This window comes from Shewanella inventionis (assembly GCF_014641855.1).
GTDB lineage: Bacteria > Pseudomonadota > Gammaproteobacteria > Enterobacterales > Shewanellaceae > Shewanella > Shewanella inventionis.
On sequence record NZ_BMII01000007.1, the window covers coordinates 28,856 to 50,343 of the forward strand.

At 38.0% G+C, this 21,488-nt stretch carries 14 protein-coding genes; 8 read left to right on the plus strand and 6 right to left on the minus strand.

Annotated features, from left to right (window positions below; translation table 11 throughout):
• Positions 1-37: 37 nt before the first annotated feature.
• The 3 genes from IEW93_RS05360 to IEW93_RS05370 form a co-directional block, all read right to left on the minus strand.
• Positions 38-751, minus strand: a complete 714-nt coding sequence (locus IEW93_RS05360; protein WP_188737717.1) for a 3'-5' exonuclease — start codon at positions 749-751, stop codon at positions 38-40.
• Positions 751-2,616 carry a putative nucleotidyltransferase substrate binding domain-containing protein gene (locus IEW93_RS05365; protein WP_188737719.1) on the minus strand — a complete coding sequence of 622 codons (1,866 nt, stop codon included), beginning with the start codon at positions 2,614-2,616 and terminating at the stop codon, positions 751-753. Before IEW93_RS05365 ends, IEW93_RS05360 begins: the two co-directional genes overlap by 1 nt.
• Positions 2,617-2,956: 340 nt before the next feature.
• Complete coding sequence (locus IEW93_RS05370; protein ID WP_188737721.1) at positions 2,957-3,670, minus strand: FadR/GntR family transcriptional regulator; 714 nt, start codon at positions 3,668-3,670, stop codon at positions 2,957-2,959.
• A gap of 501 nt (positions 3,671-4,171) precedes the next feature.
• Between IEW93_RS05370 and IEW93_RS05375 the strand changes: the two genes are divergently transcribed.
• The 7 genes from IEW93_RS05375 to IEW93_RS05405 all read left to right on the plus strand — a co-directional run bounded on the left by IEW93_RS05375 (position 4,172) and on the right by IEW93_RS05405 (position 15,778).
• Complete coding sequence (locus tag IEW93_RS05375; RefSeq protein WP_223417406.1) at positions 4,172-5,536, plus strand: MATE family efflux transporter; 1,365 nt, start codon at positions 4,172-4,174, stop codon at positions 5,534-5,536.
• A 144-nt stretch (positions 5,537-5,680) separates the two neighbouring features.
• Positions 5,681-7,105 (plus strand): LysM peptidoglycan-binding domain-containing protein, encoded by a 1,425-nt coding sequence (locus IEW93_RS05380; RefSeq protein ID WP_188737723.1) that lies wholly within the window; start codon positions 5,681-5,683, stop codon positions 7,103-7,105.
• A 608-nt stretch (positions 7,106-7,713) separates the two neighbouring features.
• Positions 7,714-9,750 (plus strand): TonB-dependent receptor plug domain-containing protein, encoded by a 2,037-nt coding sequence (locus tag IEW93_RS05385; protein WP_188737725.1) that lies wholly within the window; start codon positions 7,714-7,716, stop codon positions 9,748-9,750.
• A gap of 81 nt (positions 9,751-9,831) precedes the next feature.
• On the plus strand, positions 9,832-10,290 hold the full coding sequence (locus IEW93_RS05390) for a YfiR family protein (RefSeq protein ID WP_223417405.1): 459 nt from the start codon (positions 9,832-9,834) through the stop codon (positions 10,288-10,290).
• Positions 10,287-12,638 (plus strand): ATP-binding protein, encoded by a 2,352-nt coding sequence (locus IEW93_RS05395; RefSeq protein WP_188737729.1) that lies wholly within the window; start codon positions 10,287-10,289, stop codon positions 12,636-12,638. Before IEW93_RS05390 ends, IEW93_RS05395 begins: the two co-directional genes overlap by 4 nt.
• Positions 12,638-14,731: a two-component system response regulator gene (locus tag IEW93_RS05400; RefSeq protein ID WP_188737731.1), complete on the plus strand. Its 2,094-nt coding sequence runs from the start codon at positions 12,638-12,640 to the stop codon at positions 14,729-14,731. Before IEW93_RS05395 ends, IEW93_RS05400 begins: the two co-directional genes overlap by 1 nt.
• A 90-nt stretch (positions 14,732-14,821) precedes the next feature.
• Entirely contained in the window at positions 14,822-15,778 is a 957-nt protein-coding gene (locus IEW93_RS05405; protein ID WP_188737733.1) for a Gfo/Idh/MocA family protein, read from the plus strand.
• A 92-nt stretch (positions 15,779-15,870) separates the two neighbouring features.
• Here IEW93_RS05405 and IEW93_RS05410 read toward each other — a convergent pair whose 3' ends face one another.
• The 3 genes from IEW93_RS05410 to IEW93_RS05420 form a co-directional block, all read right to left on the minus strand.
• On the minus strand, positions 15,871-17,346 hold the full coding sequence (locus IEW93_RS05410) for a NarK family nitrate/nitrite MFS transporter (RefSeq protein WP_188737735.1): 1,476 nt from the start codon (positions 17,344-17,346) through the stop codon (positions 15,871-15,873).
• 435 nt (positions 17,347-17,781) lie between these two features.
• Positions 17,782-18,156 carry a putative zinc-binding protein gene (locus IEW93_RS05415; RefSeq protein ID WP_188737738.1) on the minus strand — a complete coding sequence of 125 codons (375 nt, stop codon included), beginning with the start codon at positions 18,154-18,156 and terminating at the stop codon, positions 17,782-17,784.
• Entirely contained in the window at positions 18,153-19,439 is a 1,287-nt protein-coding gene (locus IEW93_RS05420) for an MFS transporter (protein WP_188737740.1), read from the minus strand. The genes IEW93_RS05415 and IEW93_RS05420 overlap by 4 nt, the downstream gene beginning before the upstream one ends.
• Positions 19,440-19,748: 309 nt before the next feature.
• On the opposite strand from IEW93_RS05420, the gene IEW93_RS05425 reads away from it, so the two are divergent.
• Positions 19,749-21,470, plus strand: a complete 1,722-nt coding sequence (locus IEW93_RS05425; RefSeq protein ID WP_229706615.1) for a bifunctional protein-serine/threonine kinase/phosphatase — start codon at positions 19,749-19,751, stop codon at positions 21,468-21,470.
• Positions 21,471-21,488 lie beyond the last annotated feature (18 nt).

The following is a 21,488-nucleotide window of genomic DNA, read 5'->3' on the forward strand; positions in this document are numbered from 1 at the left end:
GCTATTATTTCACCTAAGTATTGTGTGCTATATCAGTTTACTGACTCATTTTGTACAGCTGTGCAAAGCGCATTTTATTTTGCGGTTGTAATTTTTTTTGCTGGGCTAAAAACAACTCAGCAGTCGATACCGCATCAGCTAAGGCATTGTGGCTATTGTATTGGGGTAAATTATAACGCTCTCTGGTTGCAGCTAGTGTTAAATCGATGTCTGGGTTATTGACTGACATTGCCATATGTTTTTCGATACTTAGCGTGTCTAACCAGAGCAAAGGTAACCTTGATAAGCCAAAATTGCGTAACATGTATTTTTGCAAAAATTGTGCTTCTACCAAGCAGCCATGTGCTACAAGAATTTTATTTTTTGATGCACTAAATAATGCCTTAATTGCATCATGGATAGCATCTCCTTCGTTTAGCATTTGTGGGGTAATATGGTTAATTACCGCTGTTACAGGGTTGATTTGTAATTTTGAGTTAATGTAAAGATGTTTGCACGATGCCAGATCAATTTGTGAGTCAATAATTTCAACCCAGCCAATCGATAAAATTAAATCATTATCAACGTCTAATCCCGTGGTTTCAAAGTCTAACACCAGATAGTTAAATGACTCTGCGGTGTCATATAGAGTGGGTACGGTTTCAAGTAAGTTATCTTGAATAAAGTCAGGCAGTTTATTACTGAGTAAAAATTGCTGACGTTCACGCATTATGCGCATTAAGGGATGAAAGTAATGAATAAATGATGTCATTAACGGCTCCCAAACCTGACTTTTGCCGCCTCTTGCAAGTCAGCAATAATTCTAAACGCATCTTTTAGATGTTTACGCTCAAAGCTACCAAAATGGTCGGGGTTAATGTTGTTATTGGGTTCTTCACCTTGTTTTAAAGCCACTAATTGGTGATTAAACCTAAACGATAAAATAAATTTATACGCGCCAATAATATTTTTATATGAGTCATCACTGAGTATGCCTTTTTCATTAGCGGTTTTAAAACGCTCATCGGTGGCAGATAAATCACACTCAACTGCGAGGCCATAGATACGGGCAAGATCAATAATTAAGTTAATCGCGTATTTTTTTACATCGAGAGTTTTTTTGTTTTCACCGGTTTTTTCAAGTACCAGTTTGTTAAAAATCCCTAAAGGGGGATTAGTGTTTACGGCGTCTTTGACTAAGCTACTTAAAAATTCGCGGTTATTATTAATGTTGCTGTGCAGTGCATTTCTCAGTTCAGTTTCAAACTCTGCATTGCCATATATGGTACGAATTTCAAGAAAAACACTAATGTTGAGTAAGCATTCGTATTCTGGGTTTGCTACCCATTTTTTATAATAGGCTTTCCAAATTGACACAGGTTGGCACCACTTTGACGTGGACCCCATATAATTGCCCGAGCAAAGAGGGTAGTGGCAGCTGGCTAATCCATGAGTAACCAGGTTAGCTAAATGTTTAAAGTAGATTTTATCGTTGTCTGTGGCATCATCGGCCAGCACGATAGCACAGTCTTGGTCGGATAACATGTGCACTTCATTTCGCGCATGAGAGCCTGCCACTATCCATGCAAAATCACAGGGCGGTGGGCCTAACTTATCAATGGCGATATGTATCAATCGCCGAGTATAGGCGTCCATAATCATGGTCATTACTTTGCCAATGGTTTCTGGTGCAACTTTGCCTTCGACTAACGCTTCAAATATAGCTTGTCGTTCAGGGGTAAAACTGGCTAAAACCGAGGTGCTGCCTGCATATTTTATTTTATCAATCAAGAATATGGCTTGCATGCGGTGATTTTGCACCAGGTGTGTCGTGGTTAATAAACCAATGACTTTATTGTCTTTAACCACAGGTAAGTTACGAATATTATTTTGCATCATTAAGGACGCGGCATGCAAAACAAGATCGTCTGGTTTAATAATGTGTGGCGAGAGGGTCATCACATCTTCGATGGGACGTTCCACTGAAACGCCATCTGCGATGACTCTTTTGGTCATATCGCGGTCGGTAATTAAGCCAACGATGTGATTGTCTTTATAAATCACAGCACAAGATGTTCTTAGTACATTACGCATTTCATGAGCGACTTGTTTAATGCTCATGTCAGCAGTAACAATAGCAATACGGCCGGTGGCAATATCACCCACACGGCGTAAAAATAAGCCTTTTTCTTTGTTTGACCAGACAACATCTAAAGCAGACTTTAACCTTACTTGTGCTTGTGAGGCAAAATGCTCAGCAATATGAGGTGATTGTGTAAATAAGGTTTGCAGTGCGGAGTGTGGAATTAAATAAAGCAGCGTATTTTCAATTGCGGTGGCGTAATACCCTTCGTCTTCATTGACGTTAGAATCTAAAAACGTAAATCCAAACAGATCTTCCGCACCAAGCCTTGCGCGCAGCACACCATTGGTTTTTCGTTGCTCCATTGAACCTGTACGAACAATATAAAGCGACTTCTCTTTATCTTTTTCTGCCAGGTTAATTTTTTCGCCTTTGCCTAAGTAGCAGATCTTAACGTGACCGCAAAGCTCCCTTAACTCTGTTTTATCGATTTTATCAAAAGGGTCTATCTGGTTAATAAATGACAATATATTAGGCAGTAAAGATTGCGGCATAACATAAAACCTCTGGTACTTAATAACAATCAGCACAATAATGTGATCATTCTTACTGGTTAACATCTCTTATAACGTCGTTAGCCATGTTGAAGGTAGAACAACTCGCTCGCTGCAATTTATGCGTTATTCTAAGCGATTTTTGCTACGCAATCTCTGAATACGTATTTTATCCTGATTGGTATAACACAAATTATGAACACACAGTTGTCATGCGTGAAGGCAAACATTTTTGGTATTAACACATGTTTCTATTAATAAAATACCGACAACATTGTCATACTTAGTCAATTAAAGGCTGTTGTTGTCCTAATAAAACACACGACTATAACTTTTATGATTAAGCTGGGTATTTATCTTTAACAGTAAGTAAGTGAGCTGCCGATGCTGCGCGAGCTTTTTCGCTGTTTCCAGACATGATAGCGCTGTAAATTTTACGATGTTCTTCAATACATGTGCTGCCATCTTCAGACGTGTGATGGATAAAGTTAGCAAACATGGTGGTTAAGATGTTACCAAAGGGCAGGTAAAATACATTGCCGGTGGCATTAAAAATTAAGCTATGAAACTGGGTGTCAACCGAGGTCCACTTTGCTTGATCAAATACATCAGCTTTGGCAATGTCGCACATTTTTTCAAAGATTTCCGACAGCTGCATTCGTTGCTCTACGGTGGCATGGCGAGCGGCAAGGGCACAGGCTTCAGGTTCTATTGCAATACGTAATCCAAGAAATTGACAACAAAATTCGTCATTATCAGAAATACCGTCCATCCATTCAATGAGTTGCGAGTCTAAAAAGTTCCAGTAGGCTCGCTCAACCACTTTAGTACCAACTTTCGGTTTTGATTTAAGCATGCCTTTTGATGTGAGCAATTTAACGGCTTCTCTAAGTGCCGTGCGACTGACACCAAATTGATCGCAGAGATCGATTTCACTCGGAATAACCGAATTTTGAGCAAGTTCGCCAGACAATATCTTTCTCGCAATTTCACGAGCGACTTGTACATGTAAACTTCTCTTTGAGCCCGCAATCGAATCAAAATCACCGATCATAATCATCTCTATTTATTATAAATACTATTTAATGACAACTATACACCTAAAGACCAACGATATAAATGCGTAATATTTTACTGTCGACTTAACATGGCTATGTTAAATGTATCGATTTAAAAATGAGTCGTGTTTGATGGTGTTGTTTGTATTTTCTTCTATCTTATTAATGGATTATATTTTTTAAGTCGTTGTTGTTTGATTTTTGATCCGTCTATCTTTGGCGTTTAAAATCAGTTTTCTGTTTTCTTTCTTGTGTGCCACCTTGTGCTTTTTGAGCAAAAAAGCACATTACCATGACTGTTTTTTACTATATTATCAGATGCATTTGTATTACTTAATGTGTAATCTACAAGGCTGTAAGGAAATAGATAAACCTAAATTGCATTGACATTAATGCCTGTCTTTTAATGACCGAACCGAAGTCGCCTTGACTTCAATAGGCCCTACTGACGTGATTCACTCACTGTGTTTATTGTCATTATTGTGTAAGGAAATACTGTGTTTTTACCTTTAACATCGAACGCTTATATTAAACGCAATATTTCCCTAGGTTGGCCTTTGGCATTAAATGCCTTGTTAATGCAGTCGATGTTAATGATTGATACGCTGTTAGTTAGCCCGTTAGGGGAGGTGTCATTAGCGGCAATGGGGATAGCCACAACCATAGTGGCATTTATTTTGGGTATTCAGATGGCACTGGCTAATGGAACCCAACTGGTTATGAGCCGGGCGGTGGGCTCAGGCAATAGCCAAAAATTAGCAAACAGTTTTTGGTCTGGCATGTTAATCAATATGCTTGTTGCTGTGTTTTTTTGGGTGATGTTAACAGTTTTAGATGGCGATATTATTCAATGGCTTACTGATAATGCTAACCTGTATAATGAAATAGCGGCCTATCTTAATGTTGCAAAGTATTTAGTGTTATTTACTGCAATCACTCAGGTGATAACGGCCATGTTTAATGCACTCGGTCAAAGCAAAATACCCTTTAAAAGTTATTTAATTGAATTGCCTATTAATGCTTGCGCATCTTATATATTAATTTATGGTGTTTTTGATTGGCATGGGCTTGGGGTCGTTGGTGCAGCGATAGGCAGTGTGATTGCGATTAGCTTAAGAATGGTCTTTTTAACTGTATGTTTAAAGTATAAACAAGGTTTGGACCTTTCTTTTAACAGTAAAATGGCATTGTTCATAAATAATATTAAATTGCATTTCGTTGAAATATTTCCAGTCGCTGCTAACGTGACTATGTTGTCAATTGGTGCGACAGTCTACCAATTATTGTATTCGCAGCTGTCTATTAATGCCTATGCCGCCATTACACTATTAATGCCCTGGATACGAGGAGGTACACAATTTATTACCTCATGGGCGCATGCCTCTGCCATCACGATTAGCCAGGCGATTGGTTCTAAAAAGCTCGACAACTTAACTCAAGATGTTGATATAAGTATTATTATGGCAGTGGTGTTATCTGTATGTTCTTGTGGGCTATTCTGGGGATTAAGTTTTGTTATTGCAGATATTTATCCAGGATTAGACCCTGAAACCTATTTAGCTCTCTCCGCCATTGCTCCGCTTTATATATTATTGCCGTTTATCCGCGGCTATAACACAGTACATGGTCATATATTGCGTGCATTAGGCAAAACGACCGCAGTGTTTAAAATCAATTTTACCGGGCAATGGTTAATTTCTATTCCGCTATGTGCATTGTTAATACTGTACTTTGATGCTTCACTATTTTGGGCTTTTGCTGTGATGCCATTTGAAGAAGCGGTTAAAGCATTACCTTTTCGATATCTTGCTAGAAAAACCTTATCAGAATTTGATAGTCAAACCGCTGATAAGCTCATTTAACACGATAGTAATTAACAACGTTGAGCATAAATATCAAGCAATTGAATTTAATAGTAAGGCCTACAATTCTCAATTATACTAATCCTATTTTGCGTTAGACGCATTACTCAATCAACCAGCGTCAATGTTTAGGAATACCCATAATTGAAAACATCACTCTTCCTTTTAACAACGGGATTTATGCTGTTAAGTGGTTGTCAAACTACAGCAGTAAACGATGTAAAAGCACATAAACCCGCAAAAAACGCTCAAAATGCAACGCAATACAAGATCCCTAAATCGATAGTACGCCGTGAATACAAAGAGTCTGGTGATGTATGGGAACGGATCCGCTTTTCTATGGATATGCCCATACCTGACCAGCACTTAGTTAACCGTTATCGCCAATGGTATATCGATAACCCTAAGCACTTAGAGCAAATATCTCAACGTGCTCGGCCATTTTTGTATTTAATTGTTCAAGAGTTTGAGCATCGTGATTTGCCCATAGAGCTTGCATTACTTCCTATTGTTGAAAGTTCATTTAATCCGCTTGCTTATTCAAGTGCCAACGCATCCGGGTTGTGGCAATTTACTTCGCCAATGGCAAGCCATTTTGGATTAGACATGAACTGGTGGTACGACGGCCGTAAAGATGTTCCTGCCGCAACGTCTGCTGCCCTTGATATGCTCGAATACTTGTATAAAAAAACCGACAATTGGCTTTATGCGCTTGCTGCTTATAACGCAGGTGAGGGCAGATTAAGAGAAGCAATACGGTACAACGAAGAAAAGGGACTAGGAACTGATTTTTGGTCATTGCCTTTACCCACAGAAACCAAACAATATGTGCCACAATTATTAGCGATTGCCGATGTAGTTAAAAACGCAGAGAGTTATGGTATTACCTTACATTCCATCCCCAATAAACCGTTGGTTGAAGTGATTGATGTTGGTAGTCAAATTGACTTGGCTGTTGCAGCTAAGTTAGCCAAGATCCCTGTTAAGCGTTTGCAAAAGTTAAACCCCGGTTTTAATCGTTGGGCTACGTCACCACAAGGTCCCCATCAATTAGTTGTGCCTGTGAGTAAGGCTCATAAATTTAAACAAGCACTCGCCGCTACCGATATTAACGAAAGGCTAAAATGGTATAAATATCTTATCCAAAATGGTGACAATATTACTGTGATTGCTCAGCGCCACCAAACCAGCGTTGAAAAAATCAAAGCCATGAATGACATTCAAGGTGATAAAATTATTGCCGGCGATATTTTGTATATGCCTCACACAGCTTCACAAGTTATTTTAGATGTAGAACGTGCTGCAACGCAGTCTGCGGCAAAACAAACTGCCAATAAACCTTCGGTATCCAAAGTTAATAGCAAAGCTATTGCAGTTACCACTAATACCGGCGCTAAAGTTGCTCACACTGTACAGTATGGTGATACGCTCTGGAGTATTGCCAGAGTATATAAAGTCAGTGTTGAACAAATTATCAGCTGGAATAACATGAGCGATAGAGATAAATTGTCAGTGGGGAAAACATTAAGATTTTATCCTCAGTCTAATAATAAACAAAGACAACTTTAGTTGGTTATTATTTGACCGTCCGAGGGTGGGTTGTTTGTATATTATTTGCTCAGATTGTTTGTGCAAAGATTACAATAATCTACATTGTATAACGGATTATGTTTGACGTGTTCACTTTGTTGATAAGTCATACTCTATTTTGTCAGAAAATCGAATATAAGCACCGTTTAGCCCCCTAAATTAATAAATTTGTGGGCAGCATAAACTACAAAAAGCCTCTGCCCGTCGGGTTGAGGTTAATACCAATCAACGCAAGAATGTGATCATTCTTGCTGGTTAACATGGTTTATAACATTATTTTATGCCGCGTAAAAACGTTGATGTAGGGCTGAAATGCCCACAACAACTACATTCACATCAACGTATGCCGATAAGAATTAGGTCCACAATAACTAGGTCCACAATAGCTATTCTTGCAACAACTATCCCCGCAATTATCCGTCTTGCTTAATCTCACTTTATCTCTGAATATAATAAATAAACACTAAATTAAAATTTTATAAAAATCCAATCAATATGGCATACTTTTATTATTTGTTCGTGTAAATTTGTCTTAAATGGAATTAATGTTTCGTAAGTTGTGCATAACATTTGAGGGCTTTGTTAACATGGTGAAGTTGAATTTATTTTCTTACTCTGCAATCGTAACTGCGTTTACCAGCTTGCCACTTATAGCAAATGAGTCAGATTCATTAGATCTTAGTTTACAAGAATTGATGAGCGTCGAGGTTACATCGGTTTCAAAGCAAAAACAGCCCTTATCAAATTCACCCGCCGCGATATATGTGATCACAAATGAAGCTATCCGTCATTCTGGTGCAACATCGATTCCTCAAGCTTTACGGGATGTACCAGGGCTTCATGTCGCCCAATTAGACTCACAAAAATGGGCAGTCAGTAGCCGTGGTTTTAATGGCCGTTATAATAATAAATTGTTAGTGATGATGGACGGCCGAACATTATATTCCCCCGCATTTTCAGGCGTATATTGGGAAGTGCAAGACACCCTAATGGCCGATATTGAACGTATTGAGGTGATTCGAGGCCCAAGTGCTGCACTATGGGGCGCGAACGCAGTTAACGGTGTAATTAACATCATTACCAAGCACAGTGCTGATACGCTAGGTGGTTATGCTGAACTTGGTGTGGGTGATTATGAACAAGGTTTTGCAGGTACTCGTTATGGTTCGCACTTATCAGACAGTGCAACATCAAGAGTTTATATCAAAGCAAATCAAAGAGATTCCTTAGCGCATCAGTCACAAGACTTAGATAGTAATCTGGTTGAATCTGCCGCCTCGGTGAGTAAAGACAATAGCTGGAATCACCTGCAAATGGGTGGGCGTATAGATGTGCAGCTCGAAGCCGACACCAGTTTTACATTAAGTAGTGACGCCTATACGGCAAATATGGAGCAGGCATCAAATGTTGCATCTGTAGAGGGGCCTGCTTATCGTGATTTTTATCATGAAGAGCTTAAAAGCGAAGGTGTGAATCTGTTATCTAAATACACAAAAGCGTTAACTGCAACCTCAGAATACAGCCTGCAAGCCTATTTTGATTATGCCGATAGAGAAGAGGAACTGTATCAGTTAAAAACCAATACCTTTGATATTGATTTTCAACATCAATTTTTATTTGGCACTGACCATAATATCCTCTGGGGCTTAGGATACCGCGTTATTCAAGATGATTTAACTTCATCGACGATTTTAACCAGCTCAGAGTCACCTTCAACTAGTACTCAATTATGGAGTGCATTTATTAGTGACGAAATTTCAATAGTTGATGACCAGTTATGGCTTACCTTTGCATCTCGTTTTGAGCACAATGATTATACGGGGTTTGAAATCCAGCCCAATGTTCGGCTAATGTGGCAGATTGATAACCAAAACAATCTATGGGGATCGGTTGGTAGGGCATTAAGAACCCCAGCAAGAGTTGAGAATAATACTTCAGTCAACGCCGTCAATATCGCACCAAGTGAGGTATCGCCTTTAGTTAAAGTCTTTGTGGTAGGCAGTGAGGATTATGAGTCTGAAGAGATTATTTCATATGAAATGGGTTATCGCTTCATGCCAATGAACACCTTGTCTTTTGATGTCGCGATGTTCTTTAACGATTATAACAAATTACGTAGTACATCTGAAGGGATCACCGACTTTAGTACATATCCAGATTATGTCAGCCAATATACCTATTTTGAAAACCAGTACGATGGATATAACTATGGTGCAGAGCTATCGTCAATGTGGGCTGTTACTGATTTGCTGCAAATGCGCATTAACTACAGCTATATTCGCAATGAATTCGATGATGTGCTTGGTCAAAACACTAAAGCCCCTGAGCAAATGGTATCAAGCATTATTGATTGGCAACCATTGACAACGCTGGGGGTTAATGTTGTTTGGCGCTTTATTGACAGTACAGAATCGCTCACGGGTGAAGGAACTCGTTACAAAACCATCGATAGTTATAAAGGGGTTGATATTGCGCTAAATTGGGCTGTGTCGCCCGATATTATGTTATCGGCTTACGGTAAAAACTTATTTTACCCAGCCCACCTAGAATATGAAGCCGAAAGCATTTTACTGCCTTATAGTGTTGGCCCTAGTTATTTTGTTAAAGTCAGCGTTGATTTTTAAATTACGATGAAAAAAGTGACTTTTTATAAGCAATTTATCTATAGGTTAATGGTTATATTTGTCCTGTTTTCAGGTTCATCTATGGCAGAAGACGCTTTATCGTTGAAAGCGGCTTTCACCTATAACTTTGCTAAATTCACACATTGGCCACAACCCCGGGTTGCGCAGCAGTCAGCTTGGAAGATATGTTTTTTTGGTAAGCAATATCGCGACAGCTTTATGTCGCTGTCTAAAAAGCAAATCGAGAACCAATTTATTTTACCCATAGAATTGACTGAAACTAATCAAGTTGAACAATGTGATGTGATATTTATTGATTCAAATTACCGTGAATTAACGCGTCGGTTATTTTTAGCCGTTGACGATAAGCCTATTTTAACTGTGTCTGATATTTCTGGGTTTACAGCGCAAGGTGGCATGATTGAAATTGTCGAACAAGATCAACGTTTATACTTTAAAGTAAACACACAAGTGTTAGAAAAATCGGGACTAAACATTAGTTCTCAAGTGTTAAAACTCGCGCTTGAGGTAAAACGATGAAAAAAATCAATATATTTTCCATTCGCACTAAATTGATTGTTTCAATGATGACCATTGCAATCATTGTAATAACCATTATTTCTACTTCGCTAATTAAACAACAATACGTTATCACTCAACAAAAGGCCGAACAAAATTTAACCGTATTAAGTGATGTTATCGCAAGTAATAGTCTAACCGCCGTTATATTTAAAGATCCTTATTCGGCACAAAAAACCTTATCTGCATTGGTTGCTCAACCCGATATTGTTAATGCAGATATATATGACCCCACCAATACTATTTTTGCATCTTACTTAAATCCACAAATAAGCGAAGTGACTCGAAACCCTGAGCATGTTACTGAGAGTCTTGTTAGCCATAAAAAGCAAACTACCTTTAATAATAATGGGGTTCACTCCTATACCCCCTTGGTTTCAGACGGTGAGCTCGTTGGCATATTGCATATCACTGACAACATGAACACACTGTCAAAGCAATTAGAAGATTATTTAGTCCTGGTTATCATGGCCAGTATTTCAGCCTTTTTGGCAAGTTTGTTAGTGATGTTTTGGTTGCAGTCATTATTCACTAAACCAATGAATACACTAGTAAATGTTATTGAAGGTATATCTCATAACAAAGATTATACCCAACGTGTCAGTATTGATTCTCACGATGAATTTGCACAATTAGCTGAGAGCTTTAATGCCATGATATCCGAGGTAGATACTCGAGGGCGACAACTTGAACGGATTAATCAAGAGCTTGAAAATCGTGTCAATGAGCGTACATTCGAGTTACAACAAACACTAGAAATGGCCAAGAGTGCCAATCTTGCAAAATCAGAATTTTTAGCGGTAATGAGTCATGAAATAAGAACACCTTTGAATGGAATTATAGGTTTTTCTGATTTGCTTAAGTCTTATGATTTACATAGTGATGTATCAAACACCGTAGACATGATAAATGAGTCTGCACAAACGCTACTCGTGCTGCTTAATGAAGTGCTAGACTTTTCTAAAATAGATGCCAATAAGCTCGATCTAGACATACGGGAGTTTAAGCTGGAGGATTTAGTTCGCTCAGCGTGTCAAGCTCATCAAATCGTCGCTGAAAAAAAACAGTTACTTTTTAGTATTAATATCTCTTCTTTAAGTCACCAACATTTTTTAGGCGACCCTGTTAGGATCCGTCAAATTATTAATAATCTGGTATCAAACGCGATTAAGTTCACTCACAAAGGAACGATAAACATTGAGGTGAGTGAACATGTTGAAGGTTCAGATACAACAATAAAATTTACCGTTAATGATACTGGAATTGGTATTTCAAACGATAAACTGGAGTCTATATTTACCCCGTTTACTCAAGCTGATAATTCGATAACACGCGAATATGGTGGTACCGGGCTAGGTTTAGCCATATGCCAACAACTTATTATGTTGATGAATGGAAAATATGGCGTAAATAGCACCATTAGCCAAGGCAGTACATTTTGGTTCAGTATCCCATTAGTCCCAATTGATAAAACACTGGCTAATGTAAACAATGTGCCTGTCATGCATCACAATACTAATAATGTCATATACCGTAAAACCATGGTGTTGGTTGCAGAAGACAATGTGGTAAATCAGCTGGTTATTAAAAGTCTATTAGCATCATTAGGGCATGATTGTGAAATTGTAGACAACGGTAAAGAAGCGATAAAACTTGCTGGTGAAAAAAAATTCGACATCATCTTTATGGATTATCACATGCCTGTTGCCGATGGTATAGAAGCCACACAAGCAATCGTTAAGCTTGGGCCTAATAGTGTTAATGCAACAACGCCTATCATTGCGCTTACAGCCGATATACAACCTAATGTTAAACGCCGTTTTCGAGATGCTGGGGCAAAAGACACACTTCTGAAACCCTTTACCAGGCAAAATATCAGTGAATGTTTAAACAAGTGGGTATTTGTCTCTGATACTAGCCTTATTGAACCTGTTATTTCGCAAGATAACGAACCCCCTATTTTCATTGAAGGCCCGCTAAATGACATCATGCAAATATCAACTGAAAATACCAATGAACTGGTTAAAACCATTGTTGAAATGTACCTAAAAAGTACTCCAGAATTATTGACAGAAATTACTAATGGAATAACCGTTCAAAATGCTGAGCAGGTTTTTAAAGCATCTCATTCATTGAAATCGAGCTCTGCCAATGTCGGAGCCGCTAAAATGCAATCGTTAGCCAATCAAATTGAGCATTCAGCACGTAAAAATCAACTGAGCGATCTTAGTAAATTAACAGGTCCATTGAACCATGTTTTTGAGCAAACTGAACATGCATTACAGCGTAAAATACAGGAGCTTGTTTAATGACAAAACATGTTCAAGGAGAGATTGTTTTAATTGTTGATGACGATCCTGTTATTCGCATTTTAATGCGCCGTGCTTTACATCCATCGATGACCAACATTATTGAAGCTAGCTCTGGAGAAGAAGCTATAGCACTTTTTACTCAGTATTTACCTGATTTAATTTTGCTAGATGTCTCTATGGATAAAATGGATGGTTTTGCCTGCTGCTCAGCTATTCGCGCATTACCTGAAGGTGAAAATGTAGCCATTATTATGGTTACCGCTCTGGATCAACCTCAAGATATTCAAAAGGCTTTTGATGTTGGCGCTACAGATTTTATGACCAAACCAGTAAAGTGGCCTTTACTCAGTCACCGTATCCACTACGTACTAAAAGCCAATAAAACCATTAAAGAGCTAACTAAAAGTAAAAACAAACTTGCTAAAGCGCAAAGTATTGCTCATTTAGGTTCTTGGGAATGGGACTTTAACAATAAAACCCTTGATTGTTCAGACGAAGTGTATCGCATGTTAGGCATGCAACCTAAAGAACGTGAACTGACCTTTAGCAATTTGATAGAAATTGTTCACCCAGATGATCGACAAATGTTATCTCAAACTGTAACCCACGCCCTTAAAACAAGGCAAGGTTATGACATTGAATACCGTATTTTACGCGAAAATGGTGAGATCATTACGTTGCATGATCGAACCGATATATCAGAAGACTTTGGCCAACCAATATTAAATGGCACTTTACACGATATTTCTACCCGTAAAAAATCTGAACAAGAAATAACCTACTATGCCTATTATGATACATTAACCGATCTACCAAACCGGCGTAACTTTTTAGATAGGTTAGATACAGCCATTGCTGTCGCAAAAAGACGTGCAAACAAATTAGCACTACTTTTTATAGATTTAGACCATTTTAAGCGCATAAACGATACATTAGGACACAAAGCAGGCGATGAACTGTTGTGTGAAGCCGCAAATCGCATTAAAACCACAATACGGCAAACAGATTTGATGGCCATTAACTGTGAAAACGCAGAATATGAAAATAGCCATATAGCCAGACTAGGTGGAGATGAATTTACCTTATTACTGACCGAGCTTGAGTCTTTTGACTGTGTCGCCAATGTGGCCCAGCGACTTATTAATGAGTTGGCAAAACCATATTTTGTAATGGGTAAAAAAACATTTATCTCAGCAAGTGTGGGTATTTCTTTTTACCCTGACGATGGTGTGACCGGTGACATATTGCTACAACATGCCGACACTGCAATGTATGAAGTTAAAAATAATGGTAAGAACGGTTATCAGCTTTTTTCTCATGAAATGCATCAGTCATTAATGCACAGGCTGCAAATAGAAGCAGAGCTGAGAGAGGCGTTAGCATTAGGCGACCAACTCAAATTATATTATCAACCTCAAATATCCTCATCTCATGGTGACGTTGTGGGTTATGAGGCATTAATGCGATGGGAACACCCAACGAAAGGAATGTTATCCCCATATGATTTTATTCATATTGCAGAAACAAGTGGTTTAATTATTGCGATAGGTGAATGGGCATTACTTGAAGCGTGTAAACAGGCTAAAACATTAAGCGTATCTCATCAACACTTTACTCGAATGGCGGTTAACTTATCAGCGTTACAATTTAATCACGCTAGCATTTTTGATCATGTTAAAACAGCACTTGAGCAAACAAGTTTACCACCACACTTACTCGAGCTTGAAATAACCGAGTCGGCAATTATTGACAATGTGGATGATGCAATTGTTTTATTAAACAAACTTAAAAAGTTAGGTGTAAAGCTTGCTATTGATGATTTTGGGACCGGGTATTCTTCTTTAAATTATTTAAAAAACTTTCCTATTGATACCCTGAAAATTGATAAATCATTTGTTGACGGCATCGTCAACAATCCAAAAGATGCAGCCATTGCCCGTACAATAGTGCAACTCGCACTTAATCTAGGCTTAAGTACCATTGCCGAAGGGGTAGAGTACACAGAACAACATGAATTATTAAAAACCATGGGCTGCGATGGTCTTCAAGGGTATCTGTTCAGTAAACCCATTTCCTCTGACAAGCTTTGATTGACACAGTCTGTATTATCAGGTGTTCTACATAGTTGATAATGGCTTTAGCCTAGTTTCAGTTGTATAAAACATAATAAGGAAATTAAAATGACGCAGTTAAATTGGGGAATAGTCAGCGCAGGTCGAATAGCAGCGTTATTTTGCCAAGATTTAGTTCACTCTACTCACAGTCATTTGTATGCAGTCGCCGCGCGTAAGCAAGCCGATGCAGACAGGTTTGCAGAACAACACCAGATCGAAAAAGCCTATCAAGGCTACCAAACATTATTTGACGACCCAAAAGTGGACATTGTTTATATTGCAACACCGCATAATTTTCATTTTAAGCAAACTTATGCTGCATTAATGGCAGGAAAACACGTGTTGTGTGAAAAGCCGATGACAGTCACTCTGGATGAATGCCAAATATTAACCACATTAGCCAAAAGCAAAGGTCTGTTACTAATGGAGGCGATGTGGACCTATTTTTTACCGGCTATACAGCAGGCAAAATTATGGTTAGACGAAGGGCGGATCGGCCAGCTAAAACATGTCAAAGTTGATTTTGGTTATCCTATTCCCTTTAACGCACAGGGCAGAGAATATAACCCGCAACTTGCAGGTGGCTGCTTATTAGACATGGGGATTTACCCGTTAGCCATAGCCGATTACTTTTTAACATCAGACATCAACAACCTCTACGTGCAAGCTAACGTGTGTGAAACCGGTGTTGAAGACGATGTTATTATCATTGGTAAAAGTGATGACGTTATGGTTAGTTTAGCCACATCGTTTCAATGTCGATTAAGTAACAACGCTTATTTAATCGGCGATAAAGGTTATATTGTTATTCCTGATGCATTTAGAGCATCACAATGCCATTTGTATCATCTTGAAGATCTTGTCGATAGCTTTACAGATAAACGGCAAACGCTAGGATATAATTTTGAAGCAGATGAAGCCTGCAAACTCATACTACGAGGTGACATTGAAAGCCAAGTTGTCACCCATAATTGCAGTTTGCTGTTCCAGTCTCAATTAGCTAGGGTAAAAGCACTTATTTAACCCAAACCCTCTAAATTAAAGATTATAAGGCGTTGAACTATATTAAGGTTTATGAAAGCCACAAACACCATAGTGTTCGTGGCTTATAAAAATTAACCTTTATGAGAAACATTGATTAATTCTACGGTTCCATCCTCCTTGATTTCAGCGATTTGGCCGCGAGGTTCTTCCATAAAAAATAGCGTAATAAAACCCACTAAAGCAGTCGCTGAGATAATTAAAAAGAACGATTTATAATCAACGAAAGATAATACGGTCAAAAAGGTTACTGCTCCAACATTCCCATAAGCACCGGTCATACCAGCGATTTGCCCTGTAAGTCTTCTTTTAATTAATGGTACAACAGCAAATACAGCTCCCTCACCAGATTGAACAAAGAAAGAGCAACCCATCGCTGTCACAACAGCTAACCACAGTGGCCAACCACTATCGACTTGGCCCATCAGGAAATAACCCACAGCTAATCCAGCTGTCAGAATTAATAGTGTTGATTTTCTGCCAAATCTGTCTGAAATAAATCCACCTGCAGGTCGAGACATAAGGTTCATAAATGCATACGCACCTGCAACCAGTCCAGCTAAAACGGGATCCAATGAAAAAATGTCTGAAAAAAACAATGGTAACATGGAAACAACAGCAAGCTCAGAACCAAAATTCGTAAAATAGAGAATATCGAGAACGGCGACTTGTTTGAAACTGTATCTATGTATTTCAGGTACTTTTTCTCTAAAAATATGTTTGTTAACGTTCCATACTTTATAAACTTCAAATAAATAAAGCACAAATAAACCACTATAAATGAAGTAAGTGATAAGGTGACTCAGCAGATTTACGCCATATGGAGATAGTTTCCAGGTGAGTAGTGACAATGCGGCATACATAGGGATTTTCATTAGTAGTAATAAATAAAAATCACCAACTGAAGTAACCTCCATTGCGGATGAATTTTTAGGACGGAAATAAGTAGAGCCTTTTGGTGTATTTGTGACATTAAAATAATATATAAAACCAAATAAAAAACTAATTATACCTGTAATTCCAATAGCATAACGCCAACCATCATCACCGCCAAATAACAGTGCGATGGACGGTAAAGTAAATGCTGCTGCAGCAGAACCAAAGTTCCCCCAACCTCCATAAATCCCTTCAGCTGTTCCCAGTTCGTTATGCGGAAACCATTCGGATACCATTCTAATACCAATGACAAACCCTGCACCTATAAAACCTAGTAAGAATCTAGCTATTGCGGCTTGGATAAAATCATCAGCTAACGCAAACATGAAACAAGGAATTGAGCAAAAGATCAGTAAGGCAGAATAAACAATTTTGGGACCATATTTGTCCGTCAACATCCCAATAATCACGCGTGCGGGGATTGTTAAGGCAACATTCAAAATTAATAACGTTTTAATTTGATCCGTAGTTAATCCAAGCGACTCTTTAACTGCCATTAACATGGGGGCGAAGTTAAACCAAACAAAAAAGGTTATAAAAAATGCCATCCAACTAAGATGCAAAATTTTCATCTTGTCTTTGAAAGCAAAAAGGTTAAATTTTTCAGTAGCCATATTAAACTCCAATCATGCAGTGATAAGGTATTCTGGCTGACTAAATAATAAAAAAGTTGATGTATGTCATTTAATTCAAAAGCATTACTTTAGCCTTAAAAATAAACTACTCACTATTTTTATTTTGATATAATGTTGAGCTGTTGGTGTTACTGATATTGTATCCACAAGTGAGTATGTGTTATTTGGTATTTGGTGAAAGTTAACTTTAAAGGAATAGATCTGTGATGGATGAAAATAACTGTTCGCTATTTTAGTCAAATTATAGACGAAATAAATTCAAAACCTTTTAAAGGTTGCTAAGAAAAACAGGTGGAATAGAGCATTTTGTGTGTGATATTTAAAATGCTCTTTTTAGGGGTTTTGATGGTTTTAAATATGATAAATATATAGTTTAATTGACTTAAAATATCCAAATGCATATTTATTTTATAATTAATCACCTATTTTTGAGATGATCATTGCCAAAGCACTTTGCAAGTCGGTTTTTGTGCATTGGTTATATTGACGCTTTTGTAAGTTCATAGTGTTAGTTAACTCAAAATGATGTGTCGCTTTGATATTGTGTTGATTTAAGCATGATGCAACACAACTTAATGGGCAACCATCGATTGCGATGATAGGCCTACCTGATTTAGCCAATTTAACCAAAGGCCTTACATGTCCTCCTACACCGGAAATACAAGACATTTCTGCAATGCCCAAAACAGTAAGTTCGATTGCTAAATCATTGGCTAATTGTGCAACATTAGAGCAACCAGAACATGAATAAACTAAGGGCAAATCACCATCATTAATTATCTGATTCATAAATTATCATCCTCTAGGAAATTATATCTTTTTGCTTCAACAATTCTTTTTTGGTGTTCTTCTGCTTGGATTGCCAAATACATCGCCATCATGCACAGAGCTAAAACACCATACAACACCATAAAACTTGCACTATAAATACCTATAATATCCACGGATATACCAAAGAGAATGGGTAACGTACAACCGCCCAAAGCACCAATTGCCGCAACAACACCACCGACACCACCTGTATTTTTGGGATATTGATCGTGAATAACTTTAAATACGCTGGCTCGCCCAAATCCTTGAGCGACACCGATAATGAATAGTAGGGCCGTAAACAGCCATACATTGATTGAAATAGTTAAATTAACGTCTTGATGGACACCGTGAATTGTCATAGTGGTTGGTGGATAGCTTAAAAAGAATAAGCAGACTAAACAGACCCAGAACACGCTCCAATTAACAGTTCTTCCACCATATTTGTCTGCAAACCAACCGCCGAGAGCTCTAACAACGGATGATGTAGCGACAAAAAATAAAGTAAAGGCCATAGCTCGCATAATATTTAATTGGTAGGCATGCATGTAGTAATAAGGTAACCACATTAATAACGCCAGAAAGGAGCCAAATACAAAATAGTAGTATAACCCCAAAGCCCATACATGTAGGTTTTTTATTGTTTCAAACAAATGATTGAATTGCATATTGAGATTAACTGAAATGGGTTGTTTTTTTACTGTAGAGTTTGGGGCAAACCAAAAAAATAGACTTGTAATAATAATTAATCCGATGGCATATACAGGCCCCAAATAGGACCACCCCCAAAGTTCAATTATTATTGGCGCAAACACTAAATTGATAGCGGCTCCCGCATTACCAACACCAAATATACCCATTGTTGTGCCTTGGTTTTTACTAGGGAAAAAATCATTAATATAATTAATACCGAAGGTAAATGAACTTCCGCTCAATCCAATCCAAAAACCAATAATCAGCAAGCTATTGTAATCATCAGCTAAAGGTAATAATAGCAATGGAGGTATGCACAACAGCATTTGTAAACAGAATAAATTTTTAGTATTAAATTGATTAACTAATAGACCTGCTGGGATTCGACTTAATGCCCCTGTAAGCATTGGTGATGCTAACAATATACCTAACTGAGTGAGTGAAAACCCGAGTTGGTCTGCAAAAGGGATTACAACGGCAGCATACAGTGTCCACACAGAAAAGTTAGCTGCAAAGGCCAATGTCGCAAATAATAATGCTTGCCAAGCTTTAGATTGAAGAACAGCCATGACCACTCACTTTCTAACTTGTTTTATAGAGTTTAACCAAGTTAATCGGTAAATGATCAAACTACTCTTTAATATCCTACTGAAATAAATTCTTGTTGTATTAGTTACCTACTTTTAGGTGTTCCTGAATTTATGTCTCTGTTATTAATGATAATTACATGTGCTTATAATAGGTTGGGGTAGGTAGATCTGAATTGAAAGGTTTTGCTTATATATCGTAGATCTTGTTTTGTACCATATCGATAGTCTAATAAGTCGGTTATTGTTGTCATTAACTCAATAAATCTACTTGGAAGGTTTATTATGCCTATGCGTGGGTTTGACATAGATGTAGCCTATAAAACAGATGCTGGTATAAAAAGCATAAACGAAGATGCCGCAGATTTTCTATTACCTCATGACCCGTATTTACAACAAGTTAAAGGTTACACTTTTGTTGTTGCAGATGGTGTAAGCTCTGCTGAAGCAGGGCGTGAAGCGAGTCAAATTGCGGTAGAACGATTTTTAGTTGAATATTACCAAACACCGGACATGTGGTCAGTGAGTAAGAGCGGCGAACAAGTTCTCTCCGCAATAAATTTGCGTTTGTTTCGTAAAAGTCATCAATATAAAAATGATCATAAAGGCTATCTCACAACACTAAGCACTTTAGTCTTAAAAGGCCATAGCGGCTATTTTTTCCATGTTGGTGATAGCAGAATTTATCTTATTAGAGATAATAAATTAACTCAGTTAACACAGGACCATTTTGCAAGTATTGAAAAAGGTAAAACCTTTCTTACTCGCGCGGTTGGGATGGACAATAAACTGCATATTGATTTTAGTCGATTCAATTTACAACAAGATGATCGATTTTTGCTTTGCACAGACGGTATACATGATTTTATCGTTGAAGATGAATTACTCAGGCTGATCAATCAACCTATACCCATGTCTGAGATTTGCAAACAACTCATTTCGGCATCAGTCAATGGTAATAGTGATGACAACATGAGTTGCCTTTTATTGCATTTGAGATCGCTACCTGAGCAACATATAGATGATTTAAATCTGGAGTTAACGCGTTTACCTTTTCCCCCAATTTTAAAATCGGGTATGAAACTTGATGGATACCGCGTAATAAAGGAAGTCTTTTCGTCGAGCAGAAGTCATTTATATCTTGTTGAAGACGAAGAGACTCATGAACAATTTGCAATGAAAGTTCCCTCCAAGAATTTTATTGATGACATTCATTATATTGATCGGTTTATCAGAGAGCAGTGGGTTGGTAGTCGTATTGATTCAGAGTATGTGGTCAAGATTATTCAGCATCATAGGCCAAGAACGGGGTTGTATTACCTTATGGAATGGCTTCCAGGAGAAAGTTTAGATAAATGGCTCGAGCAGCATTATCCTGTTTCACCTAAAAGGGCTATTCAGATAGTAAAAAAGATCGCCTCGGCACTCGAAGCATTTCATCAACAGGATGCTGTTCATCAAGATCTAAGACCTGCGAACATCATGATTATGGACCAAGATTTAGTCAAAATTGTCGATTTTGGTTCGGTATTTGTTGCAGGTATCGCAGAACTTTACAGTCCTATTGAATTTCAAGGCGTGTTAGGTACAGCGAGTTATTCTGACCCAAACTATCTACAAGGTAAAAATCCTGGCGTCCAGGGTGATATTTATAGTTTATCAACCTTATGTTATGAAATATTCACAGCCTGTTTGCCTTATGGTAAACAGGTTGAAGATTGTAAAAGCATGCGAGATTACGACAAACTAAGGTACATAACAGCATCCGATATCAATCCAGTTATACCAATATGGTTTGATAAGGCATTAGAGAAAGGGGTCAAGTTTGATTTGAGTGAACGTTATAATACTGTTTCCGAATTCATGACCGATTTAACTCAACCTAATCCCAATTTTCTAAAGCCTCAACCTGAAGTAAAACAATCTAATAGTCTTTTTTTCTGGAAGTTAGTGAGTGGCTTTTGGTTTGTGACCTTGGTGGTTGTTATCTATCTCTTCAGCCAAACAGCATAATGCCCGGATTGTTAAAGG